Raw genomic sequence first — 16,363 nt, 5'->3', positions numbered from 1 at the left:
TTGACTTTTCTATGAAAAGCTAGTATAGTTGTTTCACATGAGGAGGTTTCTGAATGCCAATTTCACTAGCTGCAATTAAAGATAAGCTTGACGCTCGCATCGGACAACGGATGAAGGTTGTTGCCCAAGCGGGCCGTAAAAAGACCACTGAACGTCATGGTATCTTAAAAGAAACGTACCGTTCTGTATTTGTCGTTGATTTAGACCAACAAGAAAACGCTTTTGAACGGGTCTCATACAGTTACACGGATGTGTTAACGAAAAACGTTCAAATCGCCTTTGAAGACGAAACAACTGAAGCTTAATTCGCCACGCGCGGACTCTCAATATTAAGACCCCCAGCAAGGTCTTTTTATTTTGGCCTTTAATTAGTATAATTATAGTCAAAGTTAAAAAGACCCAAGACATCGCGGTCATAAAAGAGGGTGAGACGCGTGCAGATCGTGGAAAAAGCGCCAGCCAAAATAAACTTAGGGCTGGATACCCTGTTTGAACATCAAAACGGGGATAAAGAGTGGAATATGGTGATGACTTCGGTCGATTTAGCCGACTACGTTCAGATTGAAACGTTGCGGACAAATCGGATCGAAGTGGCGACCGATAGTGGCTTTCTGCCCAACGATCGGCGTAATTTGGCTTTTCAGGCAGTCAGTTTATTAAAGCGGCAATATCATATTCACAGTGGTGTGCGGATTAAAATCAAAAAAGCTATTCCAGTTGCAGCCGGTTTAGGTGGCGGTTCTTCGGATGCTGCCGCGGTCTTACGCGGGCTAAATCGTCTATGGGAACTGAATTTGGATTTAGTGACCTTAGCGAAGTTGGGGCTAAAGATCGATTCGGATGTGCCTTATTGTGTGTATAGTCAAACCGCCCATGTGACCGGTAAAGGTGAATTGGTTCGACCCTTACCCAAGCTGCCGCCGATGTGGATCGTGCTAGCGAAGCCTAAAATCAGTGTTTCCACGCCGAATATTTTGCGACAAGTCGATTATCGGCAGCTGACGGCCCATCCGAATATTGACGGTCTCTTGGCAGGCATTGAAGCTGGTCAACCGAACGAGATCTTTCCCAATATGGGCAACGTGCTCGAAACGATTACGGCGAAACGTTATCCAGAAATTACTCAGATTAAACAACAATTACTGACTTTTGGTGCCGATGCGGCGCAAATGAGTGGCACGGGACCAACTGTTTTTGGTGTTTGTCGAAAACAGTCACGTGCGCAACGGGTTTGCAATTCACTCAAGGGTTTTTGTAAGGAAGTCTATTTAGTCCGGCCAGTTAATTTGGCAGATAAATAGGAGTCAGTTTAGCGTGCCACTATTAAAAATAGTCTCAGAAAAACAGGACCTTGGAATTTTAAAAATTCTGAGGCCCTGTTTTTAGTGGCAGCTGAGTTTATGAGGACTAGCAAGAAAGCCAACTAATCTTTAAGATTAATGGTAAATTATGCACAAGTAAGCGGATTTATGTTTAAATTAAGAGAGAAATGAGGTGGTTACGATGAAATCGACAACTAGAATGGGACTGAAACTAGCAGGTGTCGTTAGCGCGGCAACGACTGCCGGTTCATTGCTCGGTGGCATGGTGGCGTATAATTTTGCGATGCATGTGAGCGATGAACAAAAGCGTCATGGTCAAACGCTATCGCAAGCCGAGAATACGGAAATTGAAAACTTTTGGTATACGAAGCAACCGAAACAGGAGTGGCTCATCCAAACGTTTGATGGCTTGAACCTAGTTGCGACTTATATTCCTAACCCCCATACAATGGGCCGACTAGCGATCTTAGCGCACGGCTTGGGCCATTCGCGTGAGCAAATGATTCCCTACGCGCGGATTTTTATGAGCTTGGGCTACGACGTGTTGATGCCAGATGCCCGGGCGTTCGGTGATAGTGATGGTCATACGATTGGCTATGGCTGGTTAGATCGGCTGGATTATGAACGTTGGATTGCCTTGGCCTTGAACGAATTGGGCGATGATATTGACATTGTGTTGATGGGCATCTCAATGGGGGCGGCGACTGTCATGGCGACGAGTGGTGAGCCCTTGCCAGAAAATGTCAAAGCAATTGTGGAAGATAGCGGCTACGCTGACCTCTATGATGAAGCGAAGTTTCGGCTGACACATAAATATCATTTGCCAGCATATCCAATTATGCCGATGGCGAATCAGATTGCGCGCGGCAGTGCCGGTTACGCGTTTACGGACGGGCGCATCTTACAGCAAGTCGAAGCGAGTGGGTTGCCAATTTTGTTGATCCACGGCGGCCGCGACCAAACAGTACCCGTGCGTAATGCCCATCGATTATATGACCAATTATCGCAACAAAAGGGGCTCTACATTGACCCCGAAGCGCAACATGTTCAAGCGATTCGAACCCACCCAGACCGGTATCAAGCAGTGGTAAATGAATTTTTGACCGAACAGGCTGGCTTAAAATAAGTTAATTGAGGTGTCAGAACATGGCTGATGAAATTAATATTTTGGTCACTTTGAATGCGGGCTATTTGCCGCCGTTGAAGGTGATGTTGTGGTCGTTACATGCTAATAATCCCACGGAGACGTTCAGTATCTGGCTCGTACATGCCAGCATGACCGAGGCACAAGTTGCGGAAGTGCAGCAGTTGACGGATGCTTTTGGCTGGCAGTTGCATAATGAACATGTGACTGCGGCCTTTACGGATCAGACACCACTGATTGAGCGCTATCCCCAAGAGATGTATTTCCGCTTATTGTGTGGGCAAATTTTACCTGCAGATGTGCAACGGGTGATTTATTTAGATCCTGATATTTTAGTGATCAACGCGTTACGGCCACTGTGGGAATTGGATTTTCAAGGAAAAATGTTGGCAGCGGCCGCGCATCGTGGCGTGACTAAGCTCGTCGATAATGTGAATCAGCTACGTTTAGGGACAACAACGAGTTACTTTAATTCTGGCGTCTTAGTCATTGACGTCGCACAAGCTCGTACCAAAATTAAACTGTCGGACATCACGGCCGCGATTGAAAAATACAGTGCGACCCTGATTTTGCCGGATCAAGATATTTTGAATTTCTTGTACGGAAATGATATTTTAGAAATTCCCGAAGAAATTTGGAATTATGACACGCGCAAGTATTTGGTTTACCAAACTCGAACGCTGACTGAACATGATATTCATTGGGTCATGGCCCAGACGGTCATCCTACATTATTGTGGAACCCCGAAACCATGGGACCCGAAGAGTGATGGTAAGTTTACTGGGCTATTTTTAAATTATCAACAACAATTAAACCGCTGGGTGGCTAATTTAGCCCCGGTAACTGAATAAGTTCGTTGACGCGTGCCAATTTTGGAACGCGTTTTTTGCTGGCCTATTGACAAATAAGACATTTCCGGTAAACTAAAATAGTAATCATTACTATTTACTTTATTTGAGAGAGATGGGGGCAGACATATGACGGAACCCTTAATTGCCGTCCAGCATCTGGGAATCAGTTTTCCCAACAATCAGGTTTTCAAGGATTTGAATTTCAAAATTGAACAAGGTGACTTTTTAACGGTCATTGGTGAAAATGGGGTCGGTAAAACGACCTTGATTCGTGCGTTATTGGGCTTAGTCAAGCCATCTGCGGGTGCAATCAACTTTTATCCTAATCGTAAGGCGATTAAAATCGGCTATGTGCCGCAATTCCGCAATTTGGATCAAGAGTATCCGTTAACGGTAGAAGATTTTGTTGGTTTAAACATTCGTGGCTGGCTACCGTGGCTGACGAAGGCGGAACATCGCCAAGTTCAAACAGCGATGGCGGTGACCAATGTGAAAAAAATCAAGCAACGTCAACTGGGAATGGCTTCTGGCGGTGAAAAGCAACGGGCGTATTTAGCCCAAGCCATCGTGCAACAGCCACAATTGTTGATTTTAGATGAATCAACGGCCAGTTTAGATAATGAAATGAAATACGAACTACTAGATTTGGTTCAAAACTTGAACCAGACTAGCAACATTACGGTCTTCTTTGTGACCCATGATTTGCCATTAGCCAAACAGTATGCGAAACATTACTTGGCATTGCGTCCAGGGCAGCAAAGCTTCGGTGAGATGGCCGATATGACCGTCGCTCAGTTGAAGGAGGTCACTAATGTTTAGTTTAGCGTTTATGCAAAATGCGTATTTAGCGGGGACCTTCATTGCCATCATCTGTGGGACAATCGGTGTCTTTGTGATTGCGCGTAATCTTTCTTTCTTGACGCATACGTTGTCAGAAATTGGCTTTGCCGGTGCCGCTTTTGGGATTTTCATGGGCTGGACGGCATTGACCGGGATGTTGATTTTTACGGTGGTCAGTTCCGTGATTGTCGGTCAAATGAGTGTCAAACAGTCGCGGCGTGAGGCTTCGATTTCGGCCATTTCAGCGTTATTTATTGGTTTAGGAATTCTATTCTTGTCCTTATCAAATCAAACGTCGAGTTATGCGACCAGCATTTTGTTTGGGAGTGTGATTGGGATTGCTCATGCGGATGTCATTCGCGTGGCCGTGTTGTCTGGCATCGTGTTACTAGTGATGTTAGGGCTATATCGGCCGTTGAAGTTTGACTCCTTTGATGCGATTGGCGCCAAAGTCAGTGGGTTATGGACGACTGGCATTTCAGTTGTTTTCTTAGTCTTGGTGGCGATGAGTGTCAGTGTGGCGGCGCAAATCGTTGGGTCGTTATTAATCTTTATCCTATTGACCTTACCAGCAGCTGCCGCACGGTACTTTGTCCATACCGTTAGTAAAATGATTGGGTTATCGATTGCATTTGCCCTAGTTGGGGTTTGGTTAGGGTTATATCTGAGCTACGTGACCAATTTACCGGTCAGTTTCTTCATTGCGTCGATCGAATGCCTCTTCTATTTAGCCGCACTTGGGTTTCAACGGCTACGAGTTGGAAGCTAAATTGATATATCAAGCACTAATCAAATTCGATTAGTGCTTTTATTGTTCTCAAATTCCGTGGAATATCAGTGATATTTTCATCATTTGCGCAATATTATTAAGAAATTCCGATTGTTTCGTAAAAATGTACTAAAAGTCTACCTAATTTCCGAACGTTTGTGTTATCATTTTGCATAGACTTTAAAAATGATGATTTAGGTTGAGGTGGAAACATGAAAGTACGTAGAAGCGAACGTTTAATCGATATGACGCGCTATTTATTAGAAAGACCGCACACGTTAGTTTCACTAACGTTTTTTGCGAAGCGCTATGAATCGGCCAAATCTTCCATTAGTGAAGATTTAACGATTTTGAAGCGGACCTTCCAAATGCGGGGAACTGGGATTTTGGAAACGATTCCAGGTGCAGCTGGTGGGGCGCGCTTTATTCCTTATATTTTAAAGGAAGAAGCCCAAGAATTTATCGATGAAATGACGGATAAAGTGGCCGACAAGAGCCGGGTCTTACCTGGGGGCTACATTTATCTTTCAGATATTTTAGGCCAACCAGAGATTTTACGCCAAGTGGGTCGGGTGATTGCCACGCAATACTTGAACCAAAAAATCGATGCAGTGATGACCGTTGCCACGAAGGGGATTCCGATTGCCCAAAGTGTCGCAACTTATTTGAATGTGCCGTTTGTCATTGTCCGCAATGATTCTAAAATTACCGAAGGCTCGACCGTTAGCGTGAATTACGTGTCCGGTTCTTCAGAACGGATCAAGAAAATGGAACTCTCCAAACGTAGTCTGACAGAAGGCGCCAACGTCTTGATTGTCGATGACTTTATGAAGGGTGGCGGCACAATCAACGGGATGAAGACCTTGATTGAAGAATTCGACGCCAACTTGATTGGCATCACCGTCTTTGCGGAAGCTGCCTTTAGTGGTAACCGATTGATTGACGATTATACCTCTCTGTTACGGGTGACCAATGTCAACGATAGCGAGAAAGCGATTAAAGTCGTGCCAGGGAACTATCTAGAAACAGTTTTTGGCGCGGAAGTTTAAGTCGCCATGTTAACCATACCAATTTTTTGGTATGATTAAGTTATCTGAAGACTAAGGAGTAATTTTGTAATGACAACCAAAAACGCAATCATTATGGCCGCTGGTAAAGGGACCCGAATGAAATCCAAGTTAGTCAAAGTACTACATCAAGTTTGTGGCAAATCAATGGTCGACCACGTGTTGACCCAAGTTGAGGCCACTAAAATGGATAATATCGTGACCATTGTGGGCCATGGTGCTAAGGACGTGGAAGCGGCCTTAGGCGACCGGACCAAATATGCGGTCCAAACGGAACAATTAGGGACAGGGCACGCGATTTTACAAGCTGAACCGCTCTTGAAGGATGAAGACGGGATGACGCTGATCGTTAGTGGCGATACGCCATTATTCCGTGCCGAAACGTTCCAAGAATTATTTGAATATCATCAAGCTAAAAAAGCGGCGGGGACGGTCTTAACGTCTGAAGCGCCAGATCCTCAAGGTTACGGCCGGGTGGTTCGTAATCATTTGGGTATCGTTGAAAAAATCGTGGAACAAAAAGATGCCACAAAAGAAGAACAAGACATCCATGAAATTAATACGGGTGTTTATTGCTTCGATAACAAAAAGCTCTTTGCAGCCTTACATCAAGTTACCAATGACAACGCGCAAGGCGAGTATTATTTGACGGATGTCATCCAGATCATGAAGGATCAAGGCGACATTGTGGCTGCTTATCGGATGGCTGACTTTGACGAATCCATGGGGGTAAACACGCGTTCAGCGTTAGCCCAAGCGACTAAAGTCATGCAAAAACGGATCAATGAAGCGCACATGGCGGATGGGGTTTCAATCATTAACCCTGAAGACACATATATTGATGCGGGTGTTAAGATTGGTGCCGATACGATTATCGAACCCGGCGTGTTGATTAAAGGTCACACGACGATTGGTGAAGATTGCTTTATTGGTGCACATTCTGAAATTCATGACATGACGATTGAGGACCGGGTCACGGTCACTTCATCATTCTTGGAAGACTCAATTATGCATTCAGATAGCAATATCGGCCCATACAGCCACTTACGGCCACAAGCTGAAATTGGCAAGCACGTTCACTTAGGTAACTTTGTGGAAGTGAAGAAAGCCCAAATCGGTGACCGGACCAAAGTTGGTCATTTGACCTACGTTGGGGACGCCACCTTGGGTAAAGATATCAACGTTGGTTGTGGGGTCGTTTTCGTCAACTACGATGGTGTGAACAAGCATCATACGAACGTTGGGGACTCAGCCTTTGTTGGTAGCAACTCTAATATCATTGCGCCAGTTGAAGTGTCGGATCATTCCTTCATTGCTGCTGGTTCAACGATTACCGATGATATCAAGTTCCACGAAATGGGGATTGCCAGAGCACGGCAGACTAACAAGCCGGACTTTTGGAAACGCGTTCCTCATGAACCAGAAAACATGTAAGATAAGTTAATTAAAATCCCAATCAGAGCTGTTGAGGCTTCCGATTGGGATTTTTTAGTTACGCTGAGATTTCCGCCTCCGGTTGCCGCGGATGGCATGCGGTCGTGGGACCGGGGTCAGTCTGAGAAGCGGTCTGCCCCCTCGCCCGGAACAGTTGCCAAACCCGCAATTGTCCCGGCCGGTCCGTGGCGTAAGGCCGGCATAAAATCAGCCAGCCAAACGCCACCTTCATGACCGATGCCATCCGCGGCAACCTCCGGCTAATTTGGAGGTTTGGTCAAAGTTGTGAGTGATGACGACGGTAGCAAATTCCTCGAATACCCGTTATTATGCTTGATGCTAGTTGAAATTGCCGCCTGCCGGTTGGTTCCTAAAATGCTGGACCAACCAGAGTGACAAGTTAAATCAACTAGCACCAAACGTCCGTAATTATAATTGGCTACTATTCAGGTGACAGCGAGGCAATCTCCGCCAGACTGGATTCAAGATTTGTTAGGAAAATGGTGATGAAATCTTGTTCATTTTGACTTAATTGGTGCGTGCTGGCGAAAGCGATGAAGTAATTCAGCGACAACAAGCTGGCTGGTAACGGATAGAGATTGTAGGCTTCACCATCTGGCTGAACATAGACACTGTCTGGTAAGAACGTGATGCCGACCCCTTTTTCGGCTAGTTTGGCAATTGTGAAAGTATTGGTGCTTTCAACCACGATTTCTGGGTTCACATGATACTTTTGGAGTAAATAATCAACTTGCCGCCGAATCGAAGAACCGCGTGGCGACAACACCAACTTTTCGTGTAGCAACGCTTCGATGTCGAGGGTACCTGGGTTGATGTAGGCTTGGTGTGGCTGATAAAACTTCGACGTTTGTGGAATAACCGCGTAATAGCCATCTTTACCACGTTCGTGTACCGTCAACCCAGGGGCAACGGTCTCGGGATTCTGACCGATGAGAAAGTCTAACTCGCCATGCAGCAGGCGCTGTTCATTACGTTCCGAGATATCTTCCGTTAAAGCAATTTTGACATCAGGATGCACTTGGGTGTAACTCGGGATGACTAATGGCAATAAATAATATCCCAAGCTAGACAAGATGCCGAGTCGAATCGTCTGGTGCGCCGGAATGGTGAATTGATGTAACTGTTGGCGGAATTGATCCTTTTGATTTTCCAAAGTCGTTAAGTATTGGTAGTAAAGTCGACCAGCAGGCGTGAGTTTTAATGGTGAGGCGTCACGATCGATAATGGTGACGCCTAGTTCTGCTTCAACACTTTTAATGGTCTGTGTGAGATAGGGCTGCGAGATATACAGGTCTTTGGCTGCCCGCGTAAAATTGCCATGTTTCAATAAGACGTCGATAAACTGTAACAAATTCGTTGAGTCCGTTTTGGACATCAGGCTGGACCTCCAATCATGATAGTTATTTTGTTATGAAGTCATAGTTAAATAAATATTTCACAAAGCTCTAATTGTCCCTTAAACTAAACGTTAATCGGATAGTTAGTGTCATTATGGCACAAATACGATCCTATATCATAAGTAAACAATGACGATATTAACAAATAATCACTATCTTGAGAGGATGTTCACTGATGAAATTAGTAGGAATTGTCGGCACGAACGCGACTAACTCGACGAATCGCCAACTATTGCAATACATGCAACAGCACTTTGCGAAGCAAGCGACGATTGAAATCGCAGAAATTGCTGGGTTACCCGCTTTTAACGAACCAGAAGACCGGACGGCACCAGCGCCAGTTCAAGCGTTGTCTGACCAAATTGTGGCGGCAGATGGGGTCATTTTTGCGACACCGGAATATGATCATTCGATTCCCGCAGTTTTAAAGAGTGCAATTGAATGGCTTTCATACACGACCCGACCGTTAATTAGCAAGCCGGTCATGATTGTTGGCGCTTCGAATGGGTCATTAGGGACGTCGCGGGCACAAGCTCATTTACGTCAAATTTTGGAAGCTCCCGAATTAAAAGCATTGGTCATGCCGAACGTCGAATATTTATTAGGCCATTCTCTACAAGCTTTCGACGAAGCTGGCAATTTGAAGGATGCGACTAAAGCGGCCGAATTAGATGACGATTTTACTGCCTTTATGGCATTTGTAGATTTAACGGCTAAAATTACGCCGGCGAATAAGTTTGTTGAGAAAAATCAACAATTTTCGTGGAGCCAAGTTGCGAATGGGAGGGATATCTAATGAAATTTATTGGAATTGCTGGGACAAATGCTAAAAAATCATACAACCGTCAACTATTGACCTTTATGCAAACCCATTTTGCGGACAAAGCTGAAATTGAAATCTTGGACTTAGCCGCGGTTCCGATGTTTGATGAATCGGATGACCAGTCGGAAGGTCCCGTTATTCAAGAATTTGTGCAAAAAATTGAAGCTGCGGATGGCGTTATTATTGCCACTCCTGAGCACAATCATTCTATTCCTTCAGCCTTGAAGAGCATTATCGAATGGTTATCTTTCAAATTACATCCACTAGACGGCAAACCAGTGATGATCGTTGGGGCGTCTTACAGCGTTCAAGGGTCGTCGCGGGCCCAGTTACATTTACGCCAAGTGCTCGACGCACCCGGCGTCAATGCAAGTGTGATGCCTGGTTCTGAATTCTTATTGGGTCGGGCACAGACCGCTTTTGATGCGGATGGTCAGCTCAAGGCAGCCGGCACGATTGATTTCTTGGACAGTTGCTTTGCTAAATTTATGAAATTTACAGACATTGTTAACGCGATGGCTGTCCCAACTGCCGTGAAGTATCAGCCAGGGACTTACGATGTAACGGCAACTGGACATAATGGTGATTTACCGATGTCTGTGACCCTTTCCGACGACCGAATTGAATCGATTAAAATTGATACTTCCGCGGAAACGAAAGGGATTGCGGATGTGGCCTTTAAACGGATCCCACAAGAAATCATTGACGGTCAGACGTTGGCGGTCGATGCGATTTCTGGGGCCTCAATCACGAGTCATGGTGTGATCAACGGGGTGGCTCAAGCCGTTAAACAAGCTGGTGCTAATCCAGATGATTTGAAGAAACGGCGTCAAGCGACGGCAACCCCTCAAACGAGTGTGACGGATATTAGTACGGATGTTGTCGTTGTTGGTGCCGGTGGTGCTGGTTTAACCGCAGCGGCCAAAGTATTGCAAGCTGGTCGTAATGTGCTCGTACTGGAAAAATTCCCAGCAGTTGGGGGTAATACGGTTCGTGCTGGTGGCCCGATGAATGCGGCTGATCCAGATTGGCAGCATCAATTTGACGCTATTCCTGGTGAAAAACACACCTTAAAAGAAATTACAGAAATTGATGAAGAAACGATTGATTCCGACTACTTGCCAGACTTTCGTGCTTTGAAGACGCAGATCAACGCTTATTTAACTGAAAATGCCGATCAACGGGGCTATTTATTTGATTCGACCTTGTTACACCGGATTCAAACTTATTTAGGTGGCAAGCGGACAGATCTGAATGGTCATAAGATTTATGGTCAATATGATTTGGTTAAAGTTTTGACGGATCATGCGTTGGAATCGGTTAAATGGCTTGAAAAAATTGGCGTCGATTTTGATAAATCACAAGTCACGATGCCAGTTGGGGCGATTTGGCGTCGGGGTCACAAACCAATGGGTGATCTTGGATTTGCCTATATCAAAGCGTTACAACCATTTGTGACTAAGCATGGTGGTCGGATCATGACTGAAACAACAGTCAAGTCCTTAACAACGACTGACGGCAAAGTGGATGGTTTAATTGCTGAAGGACCAAAACATGAAAAAGTAGTCGTTCATGCTAAGGCAGTTATTTTAGCTTCTGGTGGTTTTGCGGCCAATACGAAGATGTTACAAAAGTATAATACGTACTGGACGGCCATTGACGATGATATTCAAACGACCAACTCGCCGGCGATGACGGGGGATGGGATTCGTTTGGGGACGAGTGTCGGTGCTGATTTAGTCGGCATGGGCTTCTCACAAATGATGCCAGTCTCTGATCCAGATACCGGTGAACTCTTTAGTGGGTTACAAGTGCCACCACAGAACTATGTGATGGTCAATCAAGCCGGAAAACGGTTTGTGAATGAATACGGTAGCCGTGATGAGTTGACCCAAGCGGCGATCGATAACGGCAGTCTGTTCTATTTGATTGCGGATGATGCCATCAAGGCGACTGCCTACAATACGTCACAAGCTAAGATTGACCAACAAGTCGCGGCCGGGACTTTGTTTAGAGCGGATACGATAGCTGATTTGGCTAAACAGTTAAATATGGATCCAGCAGTCTTGACGAAGACGGTCAATGATTACAATTCTTATGTCGATGCGGGGGAAGATCCTGAATTCCATAAGAATGCGTTTGACTTGAAAGTTGCCGTTGCCCCATTTTATGCAACGCCGCGGAAACCAGCGACACATCATACGATGGGTGGCTTGAAGATCGATACTGGTGCACACGTTCTCAATGACGCGGGTCAGGCGATTGACGGCTTATATGCGGCCGGTGAAGTTGCCGGTGGGATTCATGCCGGGAATCGTTTAGGCGGGAATTCCTTAGCGGATATCTTTACCTTTGGCCGGATCGCAGCAGCGAGTGCTTTAGCAGATGAATTAACAGTGGCTGAATTTTAAACTGTAAATTTAGGATAACGACAAAGAACCAGCGACAGCTTGCCTTGTTTTGCAAACTGTTGCTGGTTCTTTGTTATAGTTGCTTTTTGCCGCCTCCGGTTGCCGCGGATGACATGCGGTCGTGGGACCGGTCCAAGCCTGAGAAACGTCTTGGCCCTCGCCCGGAACAGTTGCCAAGCCGGCAATTGTCCCGGCCGGTCCGTGGCGTAAGGCCGACAAAATTCGTCGACCAAACGCCACCAACACGACCGATGCCATCCACGGCAACCTCCGGCTATTTAGTGTTTCAGTCGATTGAGGCAGTTGTTGCTGAAATGAAGATAACAATCAGGATTGTGCTTAACTGACAGAAACTATTCTGACACTTATTAAGCATAACTATTGTTGAATTTATGGTAGTTAAAGCAGGTCGTTATCAATTAGCGTTAATTTTTTAGTGCCACGCGAAGCCGCAACGTAACGTCTGTTTTGACCAGAATCAGCATCCGTGTAGAAGTCACTTTGCCACCCGGTGATGATGACTTGATCAAATTCTAACCCTTTCGCGACAGTGAGCACCAAAATATTCAGGCCGGGTTGAACGGTTTGGTGATCATTGGCGGTAATCAAGTGTGCACTTGAAAATTGTTTGGCTAATTGACTGGCTTCAGCCGTCGTGGGCGTAATCAAGGCTAAACTTTGCCTCGCTGGCACTGTCAACTCAGATTGTAGGGCTGACCAATCGGTGGTCGATAACCTAGTTGGTGGCGTGCCAAGTGGTTGAACTGCTTGGATCGCAGTTGACCAATCACCAGCAAATTGTGAAAAGTAGCTGGTAATGGCGCCGGTAGCGCGGTAACTTGTCCTTAATTTTAAGTTGATCGTCTGGTTGGCCTTGAAAAAAGTGTCAATTTTTGGACCCACGCCGACCAAACGTTGGTGGTGATCGCCAACAATGGTAAGTTGAGACTTTTTGAAGATGGCAGCGAGTAATAGCCAAACGTCGGCGTCATAATCTTGTGCTTCATCAACGAATAGGGCGGCCGTAGTCGTCTGTGTGTGGCCCGTAATCTGAACCAATAAGTAGAGTTGGTCGTAAGGCGTTAAGGTTGGTAACCCCCAACTTTTAGCGAGTGACGGCCAATCTAACCACTGACTGACATCATCTGGGGTTTGATTGGTAGCTTGTAACCAGCGCCAAGCATGTTGCATCCGGGTGATGAAGTTGGCTTGCTCACTAGTCTGCGCGTAGGCCTGACCATTTAACCCAGCTGGGACGTTTGGCTGTGGTGCTTGAATTAGGTCGGCTAAAGCTGGCAGATGATTGTCAGCGAGCGTGGTGATTTCTAACCCAAATCGGCGTCCTAAAGCTGCGACTAATTTGGGATAAGTGGTACTAAGCGGCTCGGCTTCACCCAGTGCCGGTAACACGCCGCGAATATAACGGCTAAAGGCAATGCTAGGTGTGATAATTAAAATGTCGGCTGGAGTCCAGTCATGACGATGTTGGTACAGTAGGTAGGCAACACGCTGTAAAAGGACTGACGTTTTGCCACTACCTGCGACCCCGTCGACCAGGACAACAGCATGGTCGTTTTCACGAATAATTGCATTTTGTTCTTGCTGGATGGTGGCCGTGATCTCTTGTAAACCGCCACTGCGATTGCTAGCTAAAACAGCAAGCAGCAGTGGATCGCCAATGGCTGCCTGGGCGTCAACAACTTGTTCTAAGTGATCATGGTCGATGACAAACTGTTGGCGTTGGCTGACCGTGACTGGGATGGTGCGGCCATTAGCTTGATAGCTGGTTGCACCATTGCGGTTGGCGTAGTACACGGCGGCGACCGGCGCACGCCAATCGTAAACTAAGTCATTGCCAGCGGCATCCACATAACCGACTTTACCAAGATAAAAGTCTTCCGCGTCGTCACCGTCATAAGCCAAATTGATTTTGGCGAAATAAGCTTGTGGTAAGAGCAATTTCGCATGTGCTAGTCGAGTTGCGGCCGTTTGGGCACGAGCATTAAGGGTGTCGATTTGGCGGTTGTTGGTTTCGATGCTGGCAAAAGTATCTAAGGTCTCACTATAAGTGCCCAAATCTAAATGACCATCGGTGCCCAGCTCACGTTTAACGTTACGGGCCGTTTGTCCAAGGTCGGCCAGTTGCTTAGTAAGTGTGGGAATATCACGACTTAACTGTTGGTAAAGTTGTTGTAAATGTTGCGCTGCTGATTGAGTCATTTGGCCACCTCCGAGCCTCTAGTTTACGCGCTTCTTAGCAAATGACCAGTCTGTTTTTGCTTTGATGAGCATGGTATAATAACTATGAGGAAAGGGTCAGTGACCACTTCCAAACTTAAATAATGACCTAAAAAGCACACTGCCACAGTCGGCAATGTGCTTTATTTTTAGGAAAATTTTGAGTGACAGTATGATCGATTAAACGAGCGTTTTGTGTGGTTCAAAGGTCATGTCCATTGGGCGAATAACCGACCAAGTAGAGTGGATAACTTTCCAATCATTATTTTCCCGTTGATAGACTTCGATACAGTTGTAACGCATCTCATTTAGAGACGTGTCTGCAAATAGTTGGTAGGTCAAAACGGCCATGTCTTCGCTGGCTTGGACGCGAGGGGTTTTGAAGTTATAGTTATCTGCGAACAGCTTGCCTTCAACATTTGCCAAGACGAATTGTTTAATCTGGTTATAATCATCGATCCGTTCTGCCTTAAAGCTGTCGAAGTAAGAAAAGTTGTCTTTTGACCAAATGTCTAGGTAGCCTGAAGTATCTCCCTTGAACCACTTATCCAAGGCCCCTTTTTCCAAATTGATAATTTTTTCAGTTAGTGCGTCATTTTCTGTTTTCATATTAATCTCCTTTGCTTGAATCCAACGTTATGGTTTCACTATAAAGGGTACCGTAACGTTACAGTCAAGAGGGAGAATTGAATCAGACTAAAATGCCCAAGCTTGCATGCCTTGGACCCGGTAAAGGTTCACTGCGGCGTCCACTTGTTCTTCGACGGAACCGCCACTAATATGCATGTTTTGGAACAAGCCGTAAGCACCACTACTACTGTTGCGGACATGCGGTTGCCAGTTGGATTCACGGGTGATGATGTGATTCCAGGTCCCAGCTGAAACACCCGTTCGAGCGGCCATTTGACCAAGAACATAGCTTTGCAAATTGCCACCGGTGTAACTTGACTCATTAGTCGTGGTGGTTGCCGGTGCGGCTGGGGCTGGCGTCGTCGTAGTTGTCGTGCTTGGTGCCGTTGCTGACTGGGTGTTGGTCGATGGCGCAGTAGTTACGGCGCTGGTCGTAGTTGTTTGACTAGTAGATTGATCATTGGTGCCAGGAATTGAAAGTTGTTGCCCAGGCAAGATCAAGTGACCATGAATATGATTGGTTGTTTCAATGGCATCGATGCTACTACCATAATGTTGCGCGATGGCCCAAACACAGTCACCAGCTTTGACCGTATAAGTCGTGGCGGCATCGGCGGTTTCTGCGCCGGCGAATAATAAGCCCATGGTTACGGCTGAGGCGGTTAAGATCGTACGGATAGATTTTTTCAAATTTAGTCACTCCTATAGTGTGCGTTAATCGATTAGTATCAAACGTGTGCCTAAAGTGTCAGTGCCTTCTTAATCAACGCCTCCGAGTCTAACGGATGGCTGTTACAAGTAAATGTCAGTTTCTTTAAAATTTGCCGAGGAAATGACCTGCTTGTTAAAGCATTGAAATAGCTGTAATACTGCGGCTGTCAGATTAAAAATGACTGGTTAGCTGTGAACTGTAAGTTGGTCGTTTCTTAACGGGATGCAAATTGACTAGCTTTTATATTACGGAAAGGGTGGGATAACGCGCGAGAATTTTAGCGAAATTTGGTGGGATAATGACCTGAGTTAATTGTTTCTTGGAACAACATAATGTCGGAGAACGTTGATATTGCGGTGACCTTTCATAATCTGACTGCTGAGACAGTGGTGATTAGCATGGGACGTTGATAAGCTGAACTAACAAAGTTCGCCATGTACAATCAGTCGATCTTTGACCATGAAGTGGGTTGGGCCGGCCAGTGAAACCTGATTTAGTTAGCGCTACCATGTAAAAGCCCGTCAGACCGATATTTCTTACAAATCGACCTCACGAAACTTTAATATTATAGTAATATGCCCGTCAAAAACGCTAAATACCCGCCTCCAGCCTAGTCTGACGCAATTTATAACCGTCGAGGGGGCTTGCTTTTCACCCTCAAAATGCATATTATTTATATGTAATAAATTTCGAATGGAGGAAAT

At 45.7% G+C, this 16,363-nt stretch carries 15 protein-coding genes; 10 read left to right on the top strand and 5 right to left on the bottom strand.

What is annotated here, in order from left to right; genetic code table 11:
• The first annotated feature begins 53 nt into the window (after positions 1 to 53).
• From FFM70_RS08710 to glmU, 8 genes are all read left to right on the top strand, one after another.
• The gene (locus tag FFM70_RS08710) at positions 54 to 305 is read left to right on the top strand and encodes a Veg family protein (RefSeq protein ID WP_137607841.1); all 252 of its coding nucleotides are present in this window, start codon (positions 54 to 56) and stop codon (positions 303 to 305) included.
• A 129-nt stretch (positions 306 to 434) separates the two neighbouring features.
• Complete coding sequence (ispE, locus tag FFM70_RS08705) at positions 435 to 1,301, top strand: 4-(cytidine 5'-diphospho)-2-C-methyl-D-erythritol kinase (protein WP_137616462.1); 867 nt, start codon at positions 435 to 437, stop codon at positions 1,299 to 1,301.
• Between the two features lie 202 nt (positions 1,302 to 1,503).
• Positions 1,504 to 2,448 carry an alpha/beta hydrolase gene (locus FFM70_RS08700; RefSeq protein WP_137616461.1) on the top strand — a complete coding sequence of 315 codons (945 nt, stop codon included), beginning with the start codon at positions 1,504 to 1,506 and terminating at the stop codon, positions 2,446 to 2,448.
• 20 nt (positions 2,449 to 2,468) lie between these two features.
• Positions 2,469 to 3,317 (top strand): glycosyltransferase family 8 protein, encoded by an 849-nt coding sequence (locus tag FFM70_RS08695; RefSeq protein ID WP_137616460.1) that lies wholly within the window; start codon positions 2,469 to 2,471, stop codon positions 3,315 to 3,317.
• Positions 3,318 to 3,443: 126 nt separating this feature from the next.
• A complete protein-coding gene (locus tag FFM70_RS08690; protein ID WP_137616459.1) occupies positions 3,444 to 4,136 on the top strand; it encodes a metal ABC transporter ATP-binding protein in 693 nt (230 codons plus the stop codon).
• Positions 4,129 to 4,926, top strand: a complete 798-nt coding sequence (locus FFM70_RS08685) for a metal ABC transporter permease (RefSeq protein ID WP_137616458.1) — start codon at positions 4,129 to 4,131, stop codon at positions 4,924 to 4,926. Before FFM70_RS08690 ends, FFM70_RS08685 begins: the two co-directional genes overlap by 8 nt.
• 212 nt (positions 4,927 to 5,138) lie before the next feature.
• A complete protein-coding gene (gene purR / locus FFM70_RS08680) occupies positions 5,139 to 5,975 on the top strand; it encodes a pur operon repressor (protein WP_137616457.1) in 837 nt (278 codons plus the stop codon).
• A 69-nt stretch (positions 5,976 to 6,044) separates the two neighbouring features.
• Positions 6,045 to 7,427: a bifunctional UDP-N-acetylglucosamine diphosphorylase/glucosamine-1-phosphate N-acetyltransferase GlmU gene (gene glmU, locus FFM70_RS08675; protein WP_137616456.1), complete on the top strand. Its 1,383-nt coding sequence runs from the start codon at positions 6,045 to 6,047 to the stop codon at positions 7,425 to 7,427.
• 442 nt (positions 7,428 to 7,869) lie between these two features.
• Here glmU and FFM70_RS08670 read toward each other — a convergent pair whose 3' ends face one another.
• The gene (locus FFM70_RS08670; RefSeq protein ID WP_137616455.1) at positions 7,870 to 8,823 is read right to left on the bottom strand and encodes a LysR family transcriptional regulator; all 954 of its coding nucleotides are present in this window, start codon (positions 8,821 to 8,823) and stop codon (positions 7,870 to 7,872) included.
• 197 nt (positions 8,824 to 9,020) lie between these two features.
• On the opposite strand from FFM70_RS08670, the gene FFM70_RS08665 reads away from it, so the two are divergent.
• Together FFM70_RS08665 and FFM70_RS08660 are read left to right on the top strand one after the other, a co-directional pair.
• Positions 9,021 to 9,641, top strand: coding sequence for an NADPH-dependent FMN reductase (locus FFM70_RS08665; protein ID WP_137616454.1), 621 nt, complete (start codon positions 9,021 to 9,023; stop codon positions 9,639 to 9,641).
• Positions 9,641 to 12,079 carry a flavocytochrome c gene (locus FFM70_RS08660; RefSeq protein WP_137616453.1) on the top strand — a complete coding sequence of 813 codons (2,439 nt, stop codon included), beginning with the start codon at positions 9,641 to 9,643 and terminating at the stop codon, positions 12,077 to 12,079. The genes FFM70_RS08665 and FFM70_RS08660 overlap by 1 nt, the downstream gene beginning before the upstream one ends.
• 9 nt (positions 12,080 to 12,088) lie before the next feature.
• Here the strand turns inward: FFM70_RS08660 and FFM70_RS08655 are convergent, their stop codons facing one another.
• The 4 genes from FFM70_RS08655 to FFM70_RS08640 form a co-directional block, all read right to left on the bottom strand.
• Entirely contained in the window at positions 12,089 to 12,337 is a 249-nt protein-coding gene (locus FFM70_RS08655; RefSeq protein ID WP_137616452.1) for a hypothetical protein, read from the bottom strand.
• Positions 12,338 to 12,478: 141 nt separating this feature from the next.
• A complete protein-coding gene (locus tag FFM70_RS08650; protein WP_137616451.1) occupies positions 12,479 to 14,299 on the bottom strand; it encodes a UvrD-helicase domain-containing protein in 1,821 nt (606 codons plus the stop codon).
• A 198-nt stretch (positions 14,300 to 14,497) separates the two neighbouring features.
• Positions 14,498 to 14,926 carry a nuclear transport factor 2 family protein gene (locus tag FFM70_RS08645; RefSeq protein WP_137616450.1) on the bottom strand — a complete coding sequence of 143 codons (429 nt, stop codon included), beginning with the start codon at positions 14,924 to 14,926 and terminating at the stop codon, positions 14,498 to 14,500.
• Between the two features lie 87 nt (positions 14,927 to 15,013).
• The gene (locus tag FFM70_RS08640; RefSeq protein ID WP_137616449.1) at positions 15,014 to 15,637 is read right to left on the bottom strand and encodes a LysM peptidoglycan-binding domain-containing protein; all 624 of its coding nucleotides are present in this window, start codon (positions 15,635 to 15,637) and stop codon (positions 15,014 to 15,016) included.
• Between the last annotated feature and the right edge of the window lie 726 nt (positions 15,638 to 16,363).

This window comes from Lactiplantibacillus nangangensis (genome assembly GCF_005405065.1).
Taxonomy (GTDB): Bacteria; Bacillota; Bacilli; order Lactobacillales; family Lactobacillaceae; genus Lactiplantibacillus; species Lactiplantibacillus nangangensis.
Note: the sequence above shows the minus strand (reverse complement) of the source record. Positions and strands in the feature narration are given on the sequence as shown.

Coding starts and splice junctions, on each gene's coding strand:
- FFM70_RS08710 (WP_137607841.1), top strand. CDS start 54: ATGCCAATTTCACTAGCTGCAATTAAAGATAAGCTTGACGCTCGCATC.
- FFM70_RS08700 (WP_137616461.1), top strand. CDS start 1,504: ATGAAATCGACAACTAGAATGGGACTGAAACTAGCAGGTGTCGTTAGC.
- FFM70_RS08695 (WP_137616460.1), top strand. CDS start 2,469: ATGGCTGATGAAATTAATATTTTGGTCACTTTGAATGCGGGCTATTTG.
- FFM70_RS08690 (WP_137616459.1), top strand. CDS start 3,444: ATGACGGAACCCTTAATTGCCGTCCAGCATCTGGGAATCAGTTTTCCC.
- FFM70_RS08685 (WP_137616458.1), top strand. CDS start 4,129: ATGTTTAGTTTAGCGTTTATGCAAAATGCGTATTTAGCGGGGACCTTC.
- purR (WP_137616457.1), top strand. CDS start 5,139: ATGAAAGTACGTAGAAGCGAACGTTTAATCGATATGACGCGCTATTTA.
- glmU (WP_137616456.1), top strand. CDS start 6,045: ATGACAACCAAAAACGCAATCATTATGGCCGCTGGTAAAGGGACCCGA.
- FFM70_RS08670 (WP_137616455.1), bottom strand. CDS start 8,823: ATGTCCAAAACGGACTCAACGAATTTGTTACAGTTTATCGACGTCTTA.
- FFM70_RS08665 (WP_137616454.1), top strand. CDS start 9,021: ATGAAATTAGTAGGAATTGTCGGCACGAACGCGACTAACTCGACGAAT.
- FFM70_RS08660 (WP_137616453.1), top strand. CDS start 9,641: ATGAAATTTATTGGAATTGCTGGGACAAATGCTAAAAAATCATACAAC.
- FFM70_RS08655 (WP_137616452.1), bottom strand. CDS start 12,337: ATGGCATCGGTCGTGTTGGTGGCGTTTGGTCGACGAATTTTGTCGGCC.
- FFM70_RS08650 (WP_137616451.1), bottom strand. CDS start 14,299: ATGACTCAATCAGCAGCGCAACATTTACAACAACTTTACCAACAGTTA.
- FFM70_RS08645 (WP_137616450.1), bottom strand. CDS start 14,926: ATGAAAACAGAAAATGACGCACTAACTGAAAAAATTATCAATTTGGAA.